This is a genomic window from Serratia sp. 3ACOL1 (genome assembly GCF_003668775.1).
GTDB classification, from domain to species: domain Bacteria; phylum Pseudomonadota; class Gammaproteobacteria; order Enterobacterales; family Enterobacteriaceae; genus Chania; species Chania fonticola.
This window is the reverse complement of sequence record NZ_CP033055.1, coordinates 5,587,844-5,608,012: the sequence shown is the minus strand read 5'-3', so window position 1 is coordinate 5,608,012 and position 20,169 is coordinate 5,587,844. Positions and strand designations below refer to the sequence as shown.

Sequence of the window (20,169 nt, the reverse complement as noted above, 5' to 3'; positions counted from 1 at the left end):
GAGCAAGCAATGAGCAATATCACCATGCAAGACGATCTGGCACGCCAGGGGCGGCGGCATTCCTCGGTACTTTGGTTGACGCTGCTGGGGATGATCCTGTTTGTGGTCTGGGCCTATTTTGCCATACTCGATGAGGTCACCGTCGGCACCGGCAAGGTCACGCCCTTAAGCCGGGCGCAGCTGATTGAGAGCCTGGACGGTGGGATTATCGATCATCTGTATGTGCACGAAGGGGACATCGTCAACAAGGGCCAGAAACTGGCGCAGTTGGATGTAAAACGCTTCCAGTCCAACTATGGCGAGGCCTTTTCCCGCGTGCGCACCCTGCGCGCCTCCGCCGAACGCCTGCGTTCCGAGCTGACCGGCGAGCCACTGCAGTTCAGCGCCGATACGTTGAAAGAACCAAGTCTGGTGGCCCGTGAACGCCAGCTGTATGAGTCCCGCAAGCGCAACCGTGATGAAACCGTCAGCAACCTGCAACAGTCGATGCAGTTAGTCCAGCAGGAATTACGCATGACCGAGCCGCTGGTTGCCAAAGGGGCCGCCGGTCAGGTTGAAGTGATCCGCCTGCGGCGGCAGGTCAGCGAACTGCGCGGCAAGATTGACGAGGCAATTAACCAGTATGCCGTGCGGGCGCGTGAGGAGCAGGTAAAAAACAACGCCGATCTGGACGCCCAGTTGGAGCTGGTGAATGGTAAGGAAGATCAGCTGGATCGCGCCACCATGGTCTCGCCAGTGCGTGGGATCGTGAAGGATATTCAGGTGACCACCGTGGGCGGCGTGTTGCAGCCAGGCGGCAAGCTGATGGAGATCGTGCCGTTGGAAGATCAGTTGCTGATCGAAACCCGCATCAACCCACGCGATATCGCCTATATCCGCCCTGGCCTGCCCGCCACCGTCAAAGTAACCGCCTATGATTCGTCGATCTACGGCAACCTGAATGGCGAGGTGGAGAACGTTTCTCCGGATACCATTCAGGACGAGGTCAAACGTGACCAGTATTACTACCGGGTTTACGTGCGCACCAAGCAGGCGGAGCTGATGAATAAGGCGGGCAAGAAGTTCCCGATCGTGCCGGGGATGGTGGCCAGCGTGGAGATCAAAACCGGGCAGAAAAGCGTGCTGGATTACCTGATCAAACCGCTGAACAAGGTGAAAGAGTCACTTCGCGAGCGTTAATGACCCCTCACCCCAACCCTCTCCCACAGGGAGAGGGAGCTGATAGCCCCTGCTTTGTTGGGAGAAGGAGGTCATTTCAGCAACCTTTGATTGTCACTTCAACCACCGGTGCTTATGTAGAATCACTACATTTTAAGTCCCACTCGATCGGTCCCCTCTCCCTGTGGGAGAGGGTTAGGGTGAGGGGCAGATCTCCGAGCTAAAATCAATCACCCAAAAAACTCACTGCCCGCGCCGAGCCCTGCCCACCGCTTCACCCAACTGCCACACCGCCATCGAATAATGCACGCTGTGGTTATAGCGGGTGATAGTGTAGAAGTTCGGCAGACCGTACCAATATTGATAACGGTTGCCCATATCCAGGCGCAGCAGGCTGACCTGCTGATTCCCTTCCAACGAGCCTTGCGGCGTCAGCCCAGCCGCAGCCAGCGTAGCGACCGAATAGTTGGTTTTAAAACCGGTCTCTAAACCAGGAGCCTGGCCATTAGCCGGCACCGCCACCGTTGCCCCACGCGTCCAGCCATGAGCTTTGAAGTAGTTGGCCACGCTGCCGATGGCATCCACCGGATCCCACAGGTTGATATGGCCGTCGCCGTTGAAGTCAACTGCATAGCTCTTGAACGACGAGGGCATAAACTGGCCGTAGCCCATCGCACCGGCGTAGGAGCCACGCAGGGAAAGCGGATCGTCACCTTCGGCGCGCGCCATCAGCAGGAAGGTGGCCAATTCACCGCTAAAGTACTCGGCACGGCGTGGGTAGTTAAACGACAACGTCGCCAACGCATCGATAATCCGCGTTTTGCCCATCACCCGGCCCCAACGGGTTTCCACCCCGATAATGCCCACGATAATTTCTGGCGGTACGCCGTAAACCTGGTAGGCGCGCTGGAGATCCGCCTCATACTTATTCCAGAACACCACCCCGTTCTGCACGTTGTCCGGCGTCAGGAACTTGTTGCGATAGCGGATCCAGGCGCCGTTTGGCGACGTCGCTGGCTTACCCGCGGGTGCCTGCTTATCCATCAGCGCCACCACCCAGTCCAGCTGTTTGGCCTGGGCCAGTACGTCATGCAACTGCTGGCGCTCAAAGCCGTGCTCCTGCACCATCTTGTCGATAAAGCGCGCCGTCGCCGGATTATTGGCAAAGTCGCCGCCGAGTGGATGAATGGCATGCTCCGGTTCAAGCACAAAACCACTCTGCACCAGGCTCTCTGGGGGAGCCAATTGCTCAGTAGGTTTAGGCTCGCTGCTACAGGCAGCCAGCAAAGGGATCAGGGGTAAAAGCGTAACCAGATGACGCATCGGATATCCATATAGGCCAGGCAAAAATAGTTGTCGCTATGTTAAGCCATTGTCTGGCGCGAACAAACAGGAATCTGGTCCCCGGCGACCTCATTTTGTTCACAAAATACCCAGCTGAAAAGCAAGGACACATATACACTTACTAGTGCTTACCTTTATCAAGGCGATACCCGTTCAACGCCACCACGCCCGGTTGTTTCATTGCCCCTGGGAACTGGCGCAATCAACGTGTTTTCTCTCCAAAACAGCACACGAGGAATAACGTATATGAGTAAGCTCCCCGATCAAGAACCGCCACGCCGTGCCCTGCTAAAACGTACCGCAGCCCTTTCAGTATTAGCCATGACCGGCATTGCCGGTTTCACCGCGCCGTCAGTGGCCTTTGCCGCCGCGATGACCAAAGAACAGCGCGATAAAATGACGCCGGACGACATCATTGCCAGCTTTAAACAAGGCAATATGCGCTTTCGGGAAGGCAAAATGCAGCAGCATGACTATGTTGCCCAGAAGCAGGCCAGCGCTCAGGGACAGTTCCCGGCAGCAGTCATTTTAAGCTGCATTGATTCACGCGCTCCGGCGGAGATCCTGCTGGACACCGGCATCGGTGAAACCTTTAACGCGCGCGTTGCCGGTAATATCCAGAATGACGACATTCTGGGCAGCATGGAATTTGCCTGCGCCGCTGCCGGAGCCAAAGTGGTGCTGGTGATGGGGCATACCGCCTGCGGCGCGGTAAGAGGGGCCATCGAGAATGTCGAGTTGGGTAACCTGACCGGGTTGCTCAACAAGATCAAACCGGCCATCGACAAGACCGAATTTAAAGGCGAACGCAGCGGTAGCAACTATGAATTTGTCGATGCCGTCGCCAAAACCAACGTCGAGATGACCATCGCCGATATCCGCAAAAACAGCCCGGTGCTGAAAAAGCTGGAAGAGGAAGGAAAAATCAAGATTGTAGGCAGCATGTACCATCTGGACGGTGGCAAAGTTGAGTTTCTCGCTTAACCCTTAGGTAACCCCTCACAACAGCGGTGGGCATTGGCTCGCCGCTGCTTATAACTCTTCTTGAGTATCAATGCATTACATCACATCCTGTTTCAATAATTATTCTGCTAATTATTGAAAATCCCTCTTTTGATCAAACAAGCCTCCAGCCATCAACATAGAATTCACAAAAAATTAAACTCATCAAGGATAGGGTTTTACATGGAAATTAAGGTTAATGGCCGTTTGGTCGCATTGAGCAATATCCCACCAGAGACTCCCCTGCTGTATGTCCTTCGCAACGATTTACAACTCAACGGCCCCAAATATGGCTGTGGCCTGGGTGAATGCGGTGCCTGTACCGTACTGATCGACGGCGTTGCGGCCCGCTCTTGTTCCACCCCGCTGTCTGCTGCCCAGGGGAAAGCGATCACCACGCTGGAAGGGCTAAGCCAGGAAGGCCATTTACATCCGGTGCAACAGGGCTTTATCGACGAACAGGCCGCACAGTGTGGCTACTGCACCAACGGCATGATTATGACGCTGGTGGCGCTGTTTGAACGCGATCCCGAAGCCAGCGAGCAACAGATCAAAAACGAATTAGCCTTCAACCTGTGCCGTTGCGGTACCCATCTGGAAATTCTGGCTGCGGCGCAACAGGCCAAGCGGCTACTGGCCGAGCGCGGTGCCCAATGATGGAAATGCAAATAACCCGTCGCCGCCTGCTGCAGGCGGGTGGCGTAGTGATGGTCAGCAGCCTGTTACCCTTCAACGCGCTGGCAGGCAGCCCAGCCGCCGCAGGCAAAGCGATCCCCCTGGACCGTATCAGCAGCTTTATTGCCCTCAGTGCCGACGGCAAAGTGACCGCGTTTAACGGCCACGTCGATCTCGGCACCGGCATACGCACCTCACTGGCGCAGATTGTCGCCGATGAACTGGACGTGGCTTTCGACGATGTCACGCTGATCCTGGGCGATACCAATCGCACGCCCGACCAAGGCCCAACCATCGCCAGCGCCACCATTCAGGTAACCTCGGTTCCCTTGCGTCAGGCGGCAGCGCAGGTGCGGCAATTGCTGGTGGAACTGGCAGCTCTTGCCTTCAAGCGCCCGGCCGCACAGCTGACAACCGCCAATGGCTTCGTGTTTGCCCCAGATGCCCCCTCAGCCCGCCTGAGCTACGCCGAACTGGCGCGTGGGCAGGATCTGCATCTGCCGCTGGACAGCAATGTGGTGCTGAAAAGCCCGCAAAGCGGCCAGTATGTGGGCAAACCGGTGGCGCGCGTCGATATTCCGGCCAAGGTTCGCGGCCAACTGACCTATGTGCACGATATGCGCCTACCTGGCATGTTACATGGCCGGGTAGTGCGCCCCCCTTATGCCGGAGCAGACAGCAGCGCGCCATTAGGAAAAGCGATGATCTCCGTCGATCGGGGCTCCATCGCCCACCTGCCCGGTATTGTCAAACTGGTGGTCATCAATGACTTTATCGGCATCGTGGCCGAGCGTGAGGAACAGGCGATCGCAGCCATGCGCCAACTGAAGGTGCAATGGCAGCCCTGGGCCGGGTTACCGGATCTCTCTTTGGACAAGCTGCACGCTACGCTGGAAGCCATGCCGAAAGCCGAGCGAATTCTGCGCGACGATCCGGGCACCACCGACGCCCTTGCCGCAGTCGCAACGCCGGTCAATGTCGACTACGTCTGGCCTTATCATTTACATGCCTCTATCGGTCCTTCCTGTGCCGTGGCCGAGGTGAACGCGCATCAGGTGGAAATCTGGTCCGGTACGCAAAATCCCCACGACCTGCGCAAAGACATTGCCAAATTGCTTGGCCGTGAGCCGGAGCAGGTGCATATCAACCGCATGGAAGCTTCCGGCTGCTACGGTCGTAACTGCGCCGACGACGTTTCGGCAGATGCGGCCTTACTGTCACACGCCACCGGCAAGCCGGTGCGGGTGCAGTTAATGCGCGAACAGGAAGCGGGTTGGGAGCCAAAAGGTACCGGGCAATTGATCCGCGTACGTGGCGGGCTGGATGCCAATCATCAGGTCGCCGCCTATGAGCTGAGGACCAGCTATCCCTCCAACAATGCCGTCACCCTGCCGCTGGTATTAACCGGCAAGGTCGCCAATCGGCCAGACGTACAGCAGATGGGGGACCGTACCGCCGTGCCGCAGTATGAATATCCGCATATGCGGGTGATTTCAGAAGATGCGGCCCCCATCGTGCGGGCTTCCTGGATGCGTGGCGTGTCGGCGCTGCCGAACGTGTTTGCCCATGAAAGCTGGATCGACGAGTTGGCCTACCTCGCCAAACAGGATCCGATCGCCTATCGGCTGCAATATTTAACCGATCCGCGCGCCATTACGTTGATCCACGCGCTGAAAAAACAGGCGAACTGGCAGGATGGCCCCGCCCATCGTAATCCGGTGGCCGAGGATCAAGAGGTGGTCAATGGCCGAGGTTTCGCCTATGCCCGTTACTTCCACAGCAAATTCCCCGGGTTTGGTGCCGCCTGGGCGGCCTGGGTCTGCGATCTCAGCGTTAATCGCCGCAACGGGCAGATCAAACTGAACAAGATCTACGTGGCCCACGACTGCGGGCAAATCGTCAATCCGGCCGGGGTGCGCCATCAGGTGCATGGCAACATCATCCAGTCGGCCAGCCGGGTCCTGAAAGAGTTTGTCACTTTTGACAGCAGCGGTGTGACCTCACTGGATTGGGGCGGTTACCCCCTGCTGCGGTTTGACGAACTGCCAGAGGTGGATATCCAACTGTTGGATAACCCGCATGAGCCGCCGATGGGAGCAGGGGAATCCGCCTCCGTACCGAGCGCTGCCGCCATCGCCAATGCGTTATTTGATGCGCTGGGCGTCAGGCTGCGCGAAGTCCCCTTCACCCCGGAACGGATCCTGAAGGCTTTAGCTACTGCAACCTCTTCCAGCCATGCAAACGGGTAACACATTATGCACAAGATAAAGAAAATCGCCGGGCTGGGCGCGCTGGCCGTTGCCATCATCGTCGCCGTGGGGGCGATTGCCACCTGGCAGCCAGAAATGGTGCAAATCGATCGTCTGGATACCCATACCTTCAGCCAGGCGCAGATTGAAAAAGGTGAGCGTCTGGCCGCCGTTGGTGATTGTGCGGTTTGCCACACGCGCCCCGGTGGCGAACGCAATACCGGCGGGCTGGCAATGGAGATCCCGTTCGGTACCATCTATACCAGCAATATTACGCCCGACCTGGAAACGGGGATTGGCGGATGGTCCTACCCCGCCTTTGAGCGCGCCATGCGTCACGGGGTCGATCGCCAGGGCAATTACCTCTACCCGGCTTTCCCCTATACCGCATTTACGCGCACCAGTGACGAAGATCTCAAGGCACTGTACGCCTACCTGATGACACAGCCAGCGGTGCACTACCAGCCGCCGAAAACCTCATTGCATTTCCCGTTCAATATCCGTCAGGGGATCGTGACCTGGAACTGGCTCTATCTGACGCCCGGTGCCATGCAGCCAGACGCCAGCCAGAGTAAAGAGTGGAACCGGGGGGCCTATCTGACGGAGGGGCTAGGCCATTGCAGCGCCTGCCATTCGCCACGAAACTTCCTGTTTGGGGAGCAAGGGGGCAGCAAACACTTGAGCGGTGGTGTCGCAGAAGGCTGGACCGCTCCGTCCCTGACCGCTAATCCTCAGTTGCCGCTGGCCTGGAGCCAGCAGGATCTGCTGACCTTTATGCAAACCGGCTACTCCGCTAACCACGGTGTGGCTGCAGGGCCGATGGCACCGGTGATCGAGGAAGGTCTTTCTCAACTGCCACCAGAGGATTTGCAGGCCATTGCCACCTATCTGCATTCTTTCCATACTCAGGATGAAAACCTCCCGGGTAAGGCCGCAGAGATCAACCGGTTGGCGGAGCAAAGGGTTGAGCCGCTGACTTCGCAGGGAGCGCGGATTTTCTCCGGTGCCTGTATGGCTTGTCACTCTCAGGAGAAAGGCGCGCAGATGCAGGGCGTACGCCCTTCCCTGGCCCTGAACAGCAACCTGTATAGCGACAGCCCGGATAATGCCATCCGCGTGGTGCTTTCCGGTATCCAGCATCCGGCCAAAGGCGAATTAGGCTATATGCCTGCGTTCCGTTATAACCTCAACGACGAGCAAATCGCTGCGCTGCTGCAGTATCTACGGCAGGACTTTACCAAGCAAAAACCGTGGCCTGATTTGCAACAACGGGTGGCTGAACTACGGGTGGAGACTGACCCCTCACCCCACCCCTCTCCCACAGGGAGAGGGAGCTGATGACCCCTGCTCTTTTGGAAGTAAAGAGATAATCTCAGCAAACTCGATCACCCCTTCTCCAAGGTGCATCACCGAATTTTCCAATCCACTCGATCGGTCCCCTCTCCCTGTGGGAGAGGGTTAGGGTGAGGGGTGTGAACGAAAGCCAGAAGCTACTTCTGTAACTTGGCCAACAGCGTTTTACGGGTAATGCCCAGCTGTTTGGCCGCCTCGGTCTTGTTACCGGCGGTTTGTTCCAGCGCCGCCAAAATCGCCTGTTTCTCTACCTGCTCCAACGGCTGGATCGCTTGGCCACATTGGCGATCTGGCTGCACATCAACACACTGGCTAATGCTCAGCGGCAGCTCTTTTTCACTGATAAAGTCCCCACTCAGCAGGATCACCCCACGCTCAACGCTGTTTTCCAACTCCCGCACGTTACCAGGCCAGGAATATTTCAGCAGCATATCCATCGCTAACGGGGTGAATCCCTTAACCGGCTTACGGTTACGCTCGGCAAATTTGGCCAGAAAATGCATTGCCAACAGGGGAATGTCTTCGCGGCGCGCCCTGAGCGGCGGGCTGTCGACCGTCACCACATTCAGCCGATAGTAGAGATCCTGACGGAACCTGCCAGCCTCCACGTCCGCCAACAGATCCCGGTTGGTCGCTGCGATCAGACGTACATCCACCGACAGGGTCTGATTACTGCCCACCCGCTGGATCTCCCGCTCCTGGATCGCCCGCAGTAATTTTGCCTGCATCAACGGCGAGACTTCTCCAATCTCGTCCAGGAACAGCGTGCCCTGATCGGCCTCCATAAAACGCCCTTCCCGGCGTTTATCGGCACCGGTAAATGCCCCTTTCTCATGACCGAACAGCTCCGACTCCAGCAGAGATTCGCTCAAGGCGGCGCAGTTGATGCTCACCAATGGCCGCTCCTTGCGCAGGCTGTTGGCGTGCACAGCTCTAGCTATCAGTTCCTTGCCGGTGCCTGATTCGCCACTGATCAACACCGTCGCTTCGGAAGGGGCGATCATGGCGATCATTTCCAGCAGCTTGCGCATCGGTTCACTGCGGCCAATAAAATTTTGCTGATCGAACCGCAAACGCTGCTTCAGATCCTGGTTCTCGCTTTTTAACGAGGTATGCTCCAGTGCGCGTGCCAACGTGAGCTGCAACGTATCGAAATCGAGAGGCTTGGTCAGATAGTCATAAGCCCCCGCCTTAATCGCTTCAACGGCAGACTCCACGTTGGAGTAGGCGGTCATGATCAGGATCGGGATCGCCGGGTTATAGCTTTTGATGGCCTTCAGCGCCGCGATGCCATCCATTTCCGCCATTCGCACGTCGCTGAGGATCAGATCGAACGGCTGTGCCCTGACCTGCTCCAACGCTTGTCGGCCGTTATGCGCCACGCTGACCCGGTAGCCCCAGCCGTTTATCAGCGCCTGGAGGATGGTGCAGTGGCTGAGATCGTCCTCAACCAGCAAAATATGTGCGTTAGGCGTCTGCATGAGCCTCCCCTTGTAGATTGTTGTGCCTGAGCGGGATCACTATTTCAAATCGGGTGCCCGTTGGTTGGCTACTGGTAACGGCGATCGTCCCCTGGTGCTCCTCGATCACTTTCTGCACCATGGTCAGGCCCAGGCCAGTGCCCGCCGCCTTGGTGGTGAAGTAAGGGTTAAAGATTTTTCCAAGCTCGTCAGGTGGGATACCAGCACCCGAGTCGCAGACGGCAATGCGCATCGCCCCCTCCTTGGTCGCTTCAACATCAACCTCGAGTACGCCATCCGAGCCAATCGCCTGGATGGCATTGAGATACAGATTCAACAACACCTGAGTGAGGCGATCGGGATCGATCTCCACCAGCGACAAAGCTTCATCACAACGGGAACGAAGGGCGATATTGTTACTCTCAGCATCCTGACGGATCAGGTGCAGCGAATGTTCGATCACCTCGTTAATCGCCACCCGCTGCAAACACAGATCGGCAGGGCGCACCAGCGCCAGTAACTCGGTGATCACCCGGTTGAGACGGTCGACCTCTTTCGCCATCACCTTGGCCAGTTCATGCTGTTCGCTACCCGCAGGCGAGCGGTCGGCAAAATACTTGGCGAAGCCTTTGATGGAGGAAAGTGGGTTGCGGATCTCGTGGGCCACGCCAGCCGCTAAATCGCCGATAGCCGCCAGCTTTTCTTTGCGGCGGATCTCCTCTTGCAGTTGGCGAATTTCCCGCATATCGCGGAAGATAAATACGTTACCCAGAAAATGGCCGCTGTGATTAACAATATTCGCCACGCTGAGGCTCAACGGCAGGCTCTGCCCACCAGCCAGACGATGGTCAATATCCTGTTCGATAATCGGCTGGCCTTGACTACTTTTCTGTGCCAGTTGCTGCCATTCGGCTGGCAGCGCCTGATGGCTAGGCTGGCCAAACAGCTCGGCGGCGCTACAACCCAGCATCACTTCTGCCGCATGGTTAACCACCCGGATCTGGTGCTGATCATTGGTGGTGATCAAGCCCATCGGCAAGTTACTGATAATTTCGCTGGAGAAGGCCCTTGAGTCCTGCAACTGTTGGCTGGAGCGTTGATAACGCCGCCCCCAGAACAGCGCCAACAAACTGGCTAACGCCAGCAACAGCAGGATGGACAGCAAAATCGAGGTGTTGCGCATATCCTTTGCCTGGGCGGCATCCAGCGCGACGGTGTCTAACGCCGCAAAAATAACGGCCTGCTCATCATCCTGAGGCTCGGCAGCCTCCTGCATACGCGATCGGTTCATCATATGGCCAGAGTGGCCGCTGCCGCGCTTGAGCGGCTTAAACCAACGGTAGGCTTCGAAAGCATTCTGCTGCTGAGCCTGCGGCTCATCAAAGGTCGTCATATGCCACTGTGCATCGCTGGAGACCTTCAGCTCAGCCATCTGTTGCGGGCTATACAACTGCTGACCAACGCGTTGCGGATCGCTGTGCGCCAGGATACGGCCAGAGCGATCGGTAATGGCGATGTACAGCACGTTTGGCTGATAGGCCATCTCCTCCAACAGGGTTTGACGCTGATCGTGGCGCCAGCGCATGCCCATACCGGTACGAGCACCGGATTCAAACGAGCTCATCAACACCGCGCTTTTTTCTCGTAGCGTCTGGATTTCCACCTCACGCCCACGCTGCAGATCTTTAATGGCCAGCGTGATGATAATGCCAAGCAGTAACGCGACCGCGGCGATCGCAATCCAGGCAGGTAAGAGCGTCGATTTGGTTTTAAATTCCATTGGCTTCCTCTGCAACCGGCACGCCAGCGTGCGGGTAATTATTACCCACACTATCAGTATGGCGAGTAAAAATAACCCACTTTATCTCTGGATTGCGACCAGCCAACGGCCATCCTCCACCCTCAGTTATTTTTATTACTGTCATAAACTTAACGCGCTGCATGCTGGAGTTCCTTGGCTGGCGCCCGTTGGCTGAGATAGCCAAGCCCTAACGGCGATCCTGGATCTATACAATTCCCATGCCAGCCTGAAGCTGGCACGCGGGTTGCAATTAAAGAAATGGAATCCATGAACCCTAAATAAAAGGAAATCAATCATGACGCTAACTAAAACCACCTTCGCCGCCATTATCTCCGTTGCCCTGCTGGCCGGTGTTAGCACTACCGCATTGGCGCAAAATGGTTACCACGCCAATATGGGCAATGCACAGGGAACCCATCAAGGGATGGGTTATCAGCACGGTAACCGCGCGAACTTGACGCCTGAACAGCAAGCCGTCAGCCAGAAAGCCTTTGATGAGTTCCAGTCGAAAACCGCCGATCTGCGCCAACAGCTGATGTCCAAGCAATACGAATATCAGGCCCTGCTGACCAGCAAGCCTATGGATGAACAAAAGGTTTTGGCCGTGAGCAAAGAAGTTACCGCATTGCGTGACAACCTGTACCAACAACGCGTGGCGCTGGATACCGATCTGGCCAAGGCCGGCGTGCCGATGATGGGCCACGGAATGGGCGGAGCGGGGATGCACGGCGGACGCGGCTGCCGTTAAGCCCTAACATTACCCTTAGATAAAACCGGGAGAACCCCAGACCCGCTCTGGTTTCTCCCGCCAATGCTTCGCCATTCCAGAATCGCTCAGGCTGTCACCCCGCTATTCATTTATCCCTTCAGAACAATTAATCATGCTGATTAATGAGAATATTCTCAGTAAATTGACTTAAAACAACATACTAAAATTCTTAATCCTTATTCTTACGCCCGAATATAATTTTTTGTCGTACCACCTGAATAAAATCAAGTTCCTGCCATACTTATTTGCATGAGACAACGACTGTCTCTTTGCGCACTTAACTTGCTCGGAGTTTTCTCATGAATAAAACCATCATTGTTGTCGCTCTTGCTGCCGCCGTTCTGAGCGGATGTAACGCTAATCGCACCGCTTCCGGCGATACTTTTACTGCAGCACAGGCCAGGCAGGCCAACTTCGTCACTTATGGCACGCTGGTCTCCGTGCGTCCGGTCACCATCCAGGGTGGTGATGGCACCAACGCCGCTGGGGCTATTGGCGGGGCCGTGGTCGGTGGCTTCCTGGGTAATACCGTGGGTGGCGGCTCAGGACGCAGCCTGGCAACGGCGGCGGGTGCCGTGGGGGGCGCAGCTGCTGGCTCAGGGATCCAAAGCGCCATGAACCGCAGCGCCGGGGTGGAACTGGAAGTGCGCCGGGATGATGGCGTGAATATCGTGGTCGTTCAGGCACAGGGCTCAACCCAGTTCCATAACGGGCAGCGCGTCGCACTGGTGACCAATGGCAGCACCACCACCGTATCACCACGCTAAAGGGAACAAGTTGCTTCACGGTTTAGGTGTCAGGCCGCAACATGGCCCCCTTGCTGATAGGATACAGAATTCAGGGACGAACTCCCCTTGCGGGATAATAGCGAGTTTTCCGGCTCGGCCATTACAATAAAAAACGGAGTTAAACCTGATGTTTATCAAATGGATTAAACGCATTGCCCTGCTGCTGGTGGTGTTAATCGTCGGTGCGCTAGGCATGCGAGTTTATGATACTCAGCGTGGGCCATCGTTAGAGCTTTGGCATACCTTTGTCCCAAATGAAATGCGCGCCGATGAGATCGATAAGGCCAGTTGGGCGGATTATCTGACCGCCGAGGACGCCATTTTCAAAGAGGTCCGCCAGAATGTGACCGACAAGCTGGACAGCAGCCAGCAGACCTCGTTGAACCGCTACTTTGTCGACAGCCCGATCTATCCCGAAAAGTTTCCCACCGACTGGAACCGCTCCTACATCATGATGCCGGACGGCAAACCGAAAGGCGCCGTGGTGCTGTTGCATGGTTTGACCGATACCCCTTACAGCCTGCGGCATATCGCGGATAATTACCGTGAATATGGCTATGTGGCGGTCGGTATTCGTTTACCGGCGCACGGCACCGTACCGGGGGCGCTGACCGACGTAGATTGGCAGGATTGGATGGCCGCGACACGGCTGGCGATCCGTGAAGCCAAACGCCTGGCGGGTGACGACGTACCGCTGCATATCGTTGGCTTCTCAAACGGCGGCGCATTGGCGATGAAATACACGTTAGATGCGTTGGATGACCCTCGCCTGACGAAACCCCAGCGCGTGGTGCTGATTTCGCCGATGATCGGCGTCACCAGCTTTGCCCGTTTTGCCGGTATTGCCGGTTGGCCAGCCATCTTCCCTGCGTTTGCCAAAGCAGCGTGGTTGGGGATCGTGCCAGAGTTTAACCCGTTCAAATACAATTCGTTCCCAGTGAATGCGGCACGCCAGTCCTTCCAACTAACCCAGGCATTGCAAAAGCAAATTGCCGCCGATTCGCGCAACGGCAAAATGGGCGAATTGCCGCCGATCCTGACGTTCCAATCGGTGATGGATTCTACCGTCAGCACCCGCGCGGTGATCACCGCCCTGTATAACCACCTGCCAGCCAACGGCAGTGAGGTGGTGTTATTTGATTTAAACCAGGCGGTGGCGTTTGGGCCGTTACTCAGAAGTTCATCCTATACCGCGCTGCCGCGGCTGCTGCCACCGGCACCGCGTAACTATACGGCCACCATCGTCACTAACGTAACGCCAGAAACCACGGATACTGAGGCACGTACCATCGTCGCAGGACAAACGGCAGAGACCACGGATCCGCTCGGTATCACCTACTTGCCGGATATCTTCTCGCTGTCGCACGTCGCCTTGCCGTTCCCGCTGAGTGATTCCCTGTACGGGCGTTACCCGGAACCGCGCAATCAATACGGCATCAGCTTGGGGACCTTTGCCGCACGTGGCGAGCGGGCGGTGCTGGTGGTTGGGCTGGATTCACTGATGCGTCTGTCCTCTAACCCGTTCTTCCCTTATATGCTCAAACGTATCGATGACAACATCGGCCCGGCACCAACGAAATAAGGTAGGTTAACCACGGCCAGTGCCCCCTGGGCGCTGGCCGTGTTTTCAACTGGCAAAAATAGCCGAATTGAGCACGCTGGTTTTTATGGGGCACGCCTGAAACAGGTTACGCACCCCCAGCTTTTGCAAGGCATTACGCCGGTGGGTATACACGGTTTTGGTTGAGATACGTAAACTGTGGCCGATGGCCTGCATATTCATGCCATCGATCATAGACAGCAGTACGGCCTTCTCTCTGCGGGTTAAGCTATCCTGGAGAAAAGTCGCTACGGGAAGCTCCCCACCGACTATCTTGACTAACTCATTGAACACCGCGTCTACATCAGCATCCTCTGCAAAGGCAATATGCCGCCCAAAATCCAGGTTGAATTTTATTTTCATTTCACGTGGCAAAAAAATTATTTTCCCCGGAAATTTAGCAACCGCAATCAAGAACGACATCTCACTGATTGAATTCAACATATGAAAAACCAGCACATCTTCTTTGCCAAAGCTACTGGTGCTGGTGTTTTTCAGTTCATTGAGTGCCATTTGGTTAATCACTCTACCCTCGGCATACAAATACGCCTTGAGCCCAACAAAAAAATAATAGTTATCGGTAATTATATTAATTTTCCCAGGCATATTAATGGCATTCCTTTATAAAAAATAGATCTCCATCTCATCGCTGTCACAGCAAACTGAGGCCAAAATATGGCGAGTGGAACGTTTGTATAGTCATGAGTTATGCTATCTACGGGCCACAACTCAATAATAGTTAATGGTAAATACCACTTTGCCATTCGCCTTGCCTGGCGTAGGGTTCGCAGCCGTTTGAATATAACGGGCAGCCAGGGGAATACGAATGGTTGAACTACCGTCTTTCGGTAAGGTCACGCTCTTTTCCGCCGAGAAGTTAAACAACGTCGGCGCTTGAGCGCTCTCTCCCCAGCCGAGCTGGATACCCACGCCGCTGGCCGCTCCGGATACCGTTGAGTCGATAGCCATAATGCCATTGGCAGCATCCAGCACCGTGGTCGTTGGGGTTAGACGCACGCCTACGCTGTTATTCAGCGAGGTGGTGGTAGTACTTGCCCCGGTATTGTAATTCATTAATAGCGGTGCATTAGTCGAATTGTAAAATCCATAGAATGTTGGGCAGTTAGTCAGGTTAATAGAGGCATCCACCCAGGGTGTGGTCGCATTCGTCGTGCTAAAATGTTCACCTATATCATAACTCCCTAAGTTAACGTTAACGTCAGGCGTAGTGCAGGTTTGTGCCGATATGGTGATATTGCCTTGGAAACTGAACATCCAAGTATACAATGGCAACCCACTGATTGCAGCGGCGTTAGTGTGGCTGGTTTGCGAAACCTCAATCGCCTGGCGAGCGGTAGGGAAATTTGCAGCACTGATGCTGTAATTTCCTGGTGTCAGAGGGCCAGTTTTAACCAACGCAATACTTCGCGATTCGAGTGCGCCCGTAGCAGTAATCCTCAAACCTAATGACGAGTCTAATAAATTCTGACTCTCAGCATAAAGCTTGCTTGTGGTTAACGCTCGATTTGACACGTTGGTTATAATCGCCACACCGATACCAGGTATACCAGTCTCATACACCCCATTGGCATAAGGCCCGACTGTCAGACCAGAGAGAGGCTTTGGCGTAGTGATTAAATTCAATGATGTCGCATAATACAGATATTTTCCAATATCGCTGGTTGGCCATTTTAATTCAGCATAGGTATCTTTCATTATCAGGCTTGCCTGATAAAGTACAGTTCCCACAGGAGCATCTACACCAGCTGAAATCGTTGGTGGATTCACAGGAACGATAGCAGTTTGTTGACCGCCTGTTAGCGTCACGGTTATCGTTGCCCAGCCAGGGCAAGAAATAAGCGTTAGCACTATTCCCATCAGCAAGCCTGATACTTTATTGATCGATCTTTGCATGATTAACATCCTTTGTCTCATAATCTATGTAGGCCATGACAGAAAGAATAAAGTTGGAATTAGTGGCTACGCTAACTTAGGTCAACCGGCTTTATTTATTCGAGAAGCAAATTTGTCATTGCTCAATAGTAGTTAACGGTAAATACCACTTTGCCCTCCGCCTTCCCCGGCGTCGGTGCCGCAGCCGTTTGAATATATCGGGCAGCCAGTGGAATACGAATGGTTGGGCTACCGTCTTTTGGCAGCGCCACCGATTGTTCTGATGCCAAGTTAAACAGCGTCGGTGCCTGGCTGCTGTCGCCCCAACCGATCTGGATACCTACGCCTGATGCCGCGCCAGACAGCGTCGAGTCAATAGCCATCACCCCATTGGCAGCATCGATCACCGAGGTTGTCGGGGCCAATCTCACGCCAACACTGTTATTCAGCGCAGTGGAAACCGTCGCCAATCCCGTGTTGTAATCCATCAGCTTCGTGGTATTGGTACTATTATAAAAACCGTAAAATGTCGGACAGTTAGTCAGATTGATGGAGGCGTCTACCCAAGGGGTAGTCGCACCAATCCGGGTAAAGTGTTCTCTTATATCGAAAGAACCCAATTTCACCGACACATCCGGCGTCGTGCAAGTTTGTGACGAAATCCTCAGGGTCCCCTGGAAATTGATATTATAAAAAGTAAACGGCAGCCCGGTGACGGCGGCGGAGCCAGGATGGCTATTTACCGGTGGTTCGAGCACTGTCTTGACACTAGGGAAATTTGCACCACTCATCGTAAAGCTACCGGGCGTGATCGGCCCCGTTTTAATGAGCGAGACATAACGTGTTGAACCCACAAAATCCAAGGCTCCACCTAATTCATTGCCAACCTGCCTGATAGGGTGCTCTGCATCGGTGGTTACTGCAGGCCTAGTTGGTATTATCGGATTGCCACTAGCGGCTCGTGAAATCACCACGCCAACTCCTGGAATATTCGTCTGATAGACTGCACCCGCAAACGGCCCCGTCATCAAACCACTCAGAGGCAGCGGAGCATTGCTGATCAGCGTTGAGTTGCTGTACCAAAATGACTTACCTACGTCGGCCTGCGCCCATTGGCACCCCATCTTGGTGTTTTTCATCGACCAACTGCCTTGATAAAGTATCGTCCCTACGGGAATATCGGCCCCGGCAGAAATCACCGGCGGGCTCAACGGCACCGTTTGCGTTTGGGTTGCACCAGCATCAAACGAACAATTGGCTACGGCCCAACTGTTGGAGCTGATAACGCTTAACAAGAGACCGCCGAGCAAACCCGACACTTTATTTATCGATAGTTTCATCTGTCTTTTACCCACTTTCTGGCAGGCCATGCCAGAAAGAAAAATAGTTGTCATCCTTGGCTGCTAACCAGAGTTAGCAGCCGATATCGCATCATTGTTCGCCAGTTTCACTCTCTGGGAACTGGAAGAGGCCGCTGCCGTGCAAGGAGAGTTGAATTGCTGTATCTGCTCCTGCGTCTGGCCCTTGGCCATGGGCATCAGCATATAGCTGACGGTGCATTGCATCTCACCGCCTTCGCCCCATTTCACTTGCAATTGACCCTTGTCTTGCGCCACACGCGCATACAGTTGCCCGCCCTGGCCTACGGAACCTACGCTATTGCCTTTGCTATCAAAGATATCGGCCCCGAACGGCACCGGCTCCCCTTGATAGGTCGCGTTCACCAGAATTGGCGTCCCTTGCTTAGTAGTATATTTCACCTTCACCACCGCACCGGAATATGGCGCCACTTTCTGGCTGGTGTTATCCAATTCCACACCGGCCGCCGTCCCTTTAGGATCGAGACTGATCTCGTTCATCTGGTACGGATTCAGGTAAGGCACTATCGCGTAACCCCGTGAATCGATGCTCACGCCCGGATAGGAAGAAACTTTCGCTCCCTCTGCACCCTTGGCTTCCACTAGCGCGAAGGTGTCCGACGTGTACGGCGTAAAGGTCACTCCACCAGAGTGGGCGATCACCGTGCCGTTCATCCCGGCAGAGGCGCTTTGATAGCCTTTACCGGTGCTGTAAGTACCGCTCAACGCCGTGGCCGGGCTGCGATAGTTACCGCTCAGCGAGCCGCTGGAGCCCATGCCCTGATTGGCATTCATCGCAGTAACGCCATAGCTGAACTGGTTATCCTGCCCTGTGGTGCCGGATACCGTAGCCTGCTGGCCATAACGGCCGCTGCTGTCATGCGACAAATCCATCCGCAACTGTGGCGTGTGGGTTACGTCGCTACGCCCCAACGGCAGGCTGAAGCTCAACAGATAGTTGGTCTGCGCCGTGCCCAGGCTGGAGAAACTGCGGTTCACACTCAGGCCGTAAGACAGATCCTTATAACGACTATTGTAGCCCATCTGGTACTGCTTCTCGCTGCCGTCCTTGTTCCAGTAGTTCTGCAAAGAACCACTGATATACAGCTGGCCCCAGTTATCCGGCAGACCTTGTCCCGCGGTCACCGTCAGGCGATTTTTGGCTCGCGAGATCGACTCCGGCGAGAACCCTTCTGCTACCGCGTCACGAGTCTGCATCGCGGTCATAAAGTCCATAAAGCCATCGGTTGAGAAGCGGTACGCCGCCAGCGACAGGTTGCTGTTGGTTTCGCTGATCAGCTTGCTGTAGCTCACCTTATAGCTTTGCCCACTCAGGCTATTACCCGCCTCATGTCGGCCATTGGCATCGGTGCGGTTGCCCAAATGGGTACGCGCCTGAGTAACGTCTAATGCCCAGGCACCAATCGGCGTGCCAACCGCCGCCCCCAACTGCAGGGCGTAGTAATCCTGGCTGGCCTGCAGGCCACCATAGCCGGTGATGGCGTTAGTTAGCCCCAGTTGATAGGTGCCCTGATACAGTGCCGGTTTCTCGCGCAGGTTATCGCTGCGTACTTCACCCGCGGTGATCGAATAACGTGATGACCCAGGCCGCAGCAGTTGGGCCACCGAGGCATAAGGCACGCTGAAAGTCTGCTCGGTACCGTCGGACTCACGTACCGTGACCTGTAGATCCCCACCGTAGCCGGTCGGATACAGATCGTTGATCAGGAACTCGCCCGGCGTGACAGTGGTTTCATACAACACCTGACCGCCCTGGCGTACGGTAACGCGGGCGTTGGTGCGGGCAATGCCACGGATATCCGGCGCATAACCGCGCAGGGACTCCGGCAACATCCGCTCATCACTGGCCAGTTGAATACCGGTAAACGGCAGCGTATCGAACAGTTGCCCGGTAGTGTTCGATTGGCCCATCAACACGCGCGCCTTGAGCACCGGAATATCGCGCTGCAAATACGTGTTGAGGTTGTTGTACTGGTTCGGCCCATTGTCCATGCGGGTATAAGACCCGTTGTGACGTAGATACCAGGCGCCAACATTTAGCCCGGCGTTCACGCCGGCAAACAGCGAATTAAAGGTATTGCCGTGCGATTCGCTGGTGTAGCCGTTGACGTTGTAGCCCATCAAGAGTGCCGGTACACCGCTGTCCCACAGCTCCGGGCTAACGGTGCCGCGGGCAGTGTTGAGCATGTAAACCTGCGGAACCATAATATCCAGGCGTTGCTCATTACTGTCGTAATTTACCTGAGCCTCTGGCAACTGACTCTTGAGATCGAAACAGACTTCCCCTTTGCTCAGCGAGGTTAAAAAATCCGCGGGCAGCTTGGCGTAATCAAACGCAATGTTTTTAATCAGTTCGCGGGTCAGGCAGGGATAAACGCTTTTATCTGCCCGCGCTTTGAATTCAATGTCGGTATTGCTGATCGGTTGATTATTAACATATAAAGCCGTTTTATAAACCCCAGGCAAGCCCGAGGAACCATTGGCAAAGCGGCTAAGGTCAACCGACTTCTCATCATCCACATTCAGGAAAGAGGCATCGAACTCAAGGTTTTTGGCAATATCTTGTGGTGTAGAAGCCGCGATCTCAGCATTAACGTTAGCCGCAAAAAAAGTTGATAAAATAGCTATGGCCAGTGGCGATAACTGTGCACGCAGACCATATTGAAAATATTTAGACATAGATATCCCTTCAAGAACT

16 protein-coding genes are annotated in these 20,169 nt (G+C 55.1%); 8 read left to right on the top strand and 8 right to left on the bottom strand.

Features of this window, described 5'->3' with window-relative positions; genetic code table 11:
• The first annotated feature begins 9 nt into the window (after window positions 1-9).
• The gene (locus D9980_RS25485) at window positions 10-1,179 is read left to right on the top strand and encodes an HlyD family type I secretion periplasmic adaptor subunit (protein WP_046808076.1); all 1,170 of its coding nucleotides are present in this window, start codon (window positions 10-12) and stop codon (window positions 1,177-1,179) included.
• Window positions 1,180-1,401: 222 nt separating this feature from the next.
• Here D9980_RS25485 and mltB read toward each other — a convergent pair whose 3' ends face one another.
• Window positions 1,402-2,481, bottom strand: coding sequence for a lytic murein transglycosylase B (gene mltB, locus D9980_RS25480; protein WP_121608795.1), 1,080 nt, complete (start codon window positions 2,479-2,481; stop codon window positions 1,402-1,404).
• Between the two features lie 267 nt (window positions 2,482-2,748).
• On the opposite strand from mltB, the gene D9980_RS25475 reads away from it, so the two are divergent.
• The 4 genes from D9980_RS25475 to D9980_RS25460 all read left to right on the top strand — a co-directional run bounded on the left by D9980_RS25475 (window position 2,749) and on the right by D9980_RS25460 (window position 7,766).
• Window positions 2,749-3,486 carry a carbonic anhydrase gene (locus D9980_RS25475; RefSeq protein WP_024484159.1) on the top strand — a complete coding sequence of 246 codons (738 nt, stop codon included), beginning with the start codon at window positions 2,749-2,751 and terminating at the stop codon, window positions 3,484-3,486.
• Window positions 3,487-3,687: 201 nt separating this feature from the next.
• Window positions 3,688-4,161: a (2Fe-2S)-binding protein gene (locus tag D9980_RS25470; protein ID WP_121608794.1), complete on the top strand. Its 474-nt coding sequence runs from the start codon at window positions 3,688-3,690 to the stop codon at window positions 4,159-4,161.
• On the top strand, window positions 4,158-6,428 hold the full coding sequence (locus tag D9980_RS25465; RefSeq protein WP_121608793.1) for a molybdopterin cofactor-binding domain-containing protein: 2,271 nt from the start codon (window positions 4,158-4,160) through the stop codon (window positions 6,426-6,428). Before D9980_RS25470 ends, D9980_RS25465 begins: the two co-directional genes overlap by 4 nt.
• 6 nt (window positions 6,429-6,434) lie before the next feature.
• On the top strand, window positions 6,435-7,766 hold the full coding sequence (locus tag D9980_RS25460; RefSeq protein WP_121608792.1) for a cytochrome c: 1,332 nt from the start codon (window positions 6,435-6,437) through the stop codon (window positions 7,764-7,766).
• A 152-nt stretch (window positions 7,767-7,918) separates the two neighbouring features.
• On the opposite strand, the gene D9980_RS25455 is transcribed toward D9980_RS25460, so the two are convergent.
• The 3 genes from D9980_RS25455 to D9980_RS26800 are packed head-to-tail and all read right to left on the bottom strand — an operon-like array spanning window position 7,919 to window position 11,184.
• The gene (locus D9980_RS25455; protein ID WP_121608791.1) at window positions 7,919-9,262 is read right to left on the bottom strand and encodes a sigma 54-interacting transcriptional regulator; all 1,344 of its coding nucleotides are present in this window, start codon (window positions 9,260-9,262) and stop codon (window positions 7,919-7,921) included.
• Entirely contained in the window at window positions 9,249-11,021 is a 1,773-nt protein-coding gene (locus tag D9980_RS25450; RefSeq protein WP_121608790.1) for an ATP-binding protein, read from the bottom strand. The genes D9980_RS25455 and D9980_RS25450 overlap by 14 nt, the downstream gene beginning before the upstream one ends.
• Entirely contained in the window at window positions 11,011-11,184 is a 174-nt protein-coding gene (locus tag D9980_RS26800) for a hypothetical protein (RefSeq protein WP_158645280.1), read from the bottom strand. The genes D9980_RS25450 and D9980_RS26800 overlap by 11 nt, the downstream gene beginning before the upstream one ends.
• A gap of 153 nt (window positions 11,185-11,337) precedes the next feature.
• Between D9980_RS26800 and D9980_RS25445 the strand changes: the two genes are divergently transcribed.
• The 3 genes from D9980_RS25445 to D9980_RS25435 all read left to right on the top strand — a co-directional run bounded on the left by D9980_RS25445 (window position 11,338) and on the right by D9980_RS25435 (window position 14,181).
• Window positions 11,338-11,790, top strand: coding sequence for a periplasmic heavy metal sensor (locus tag D9980_RS25445; RefSeq protein ID WP_121608789.1), 453 nt, complete (start codon window positions 11,338-11,340; stop codon window positions 11,788-11,790).
• Between the two features lie 320 nt (window positions 11,791-12,110).
• Complete coding sequence (locus D9980_RS25440; protein ID WP_024484153.1) at window positions 12,111-12,578, top strand: glycine zipper 2TM domain-containing protein; 468 nt, start codon at window positions 12,111-12,113, stop codon at window positions 12,576-12,578.
• A gap of 148 nt (window positions 12,579-12,726) precedes the next feature.
• Window positions 12,727-14,181, top strand: a complete 1,455-nt coding sequence (locus D9980_RS25435) for a carboxylesterase (RefSeq protein WP_121608788.1) — start codon at window positions 12,727-12,729, stop codon at window positions 14,179-14,181.
• Window positions 14,182-14,226: 45 nt separating this feature from the next.
• Here D9980_RS25435 and D9980_RS25430 read toward each other — a convergent pair whose 3' ends face one another.
• From D9980_RS25430 to D9980_RS25415, 4 genes are all read right to left on the bottom strand, one after another.
• Window positions 14,227-14,805 carry a helix-turn-helix transcriptional regulator gene (locus D9980_RS25430; RefSeq protein ID WP_121608787.1) on the bottom strand — a complete coding sequence of 193 codons (579 nt, stop codon included), beginning with the start codon at window positions 14,803-14,805 and terminating at the stop codon, window positions 14,227-14,229.
• A 123-nt stretch (window positions 14,806-14,928) separates the two neighbouring features.
• On the bottom strand, window positions 14,929-16,113 hold the full coding sequence (locus D9980_RS25425) for a fimbrial protein (RefSeq protein ID WP_238393671.1): 1,185 nt from the start codon (window positions 16,111-16,113) through the stop codon (window positions 14,929-14,931).
• Window positions 16,114-16,235: 122 nt separating this feature from the next.
• Window positions 16,236-17,486: a fimbrial protein gene (locus D9980_RS25420; RefSeq protein WP_238393670.1), complete on the bottom strand. Its 1,251-nt coding sequence runs from the start codon at window positions 17,484-17,486 to the stop codon at window positions 16,236-16,238.
• 9 nt (window positions 17,487-17,495) lie between these two features.
• Complete coding sequence (locus tag D9980_RS25415; RefSeq protein ID WP_121608786.1) at window positions 17,496-20,150, bottom strand: fimbria/pilus outer membrane usher protein; 2,655 nt, start codon at window positions 20,148-20,150, stop codon at window positions 17,496-17,498.
• Window positions 20,151-20,169: the final 19 nt, after the last annotated feature.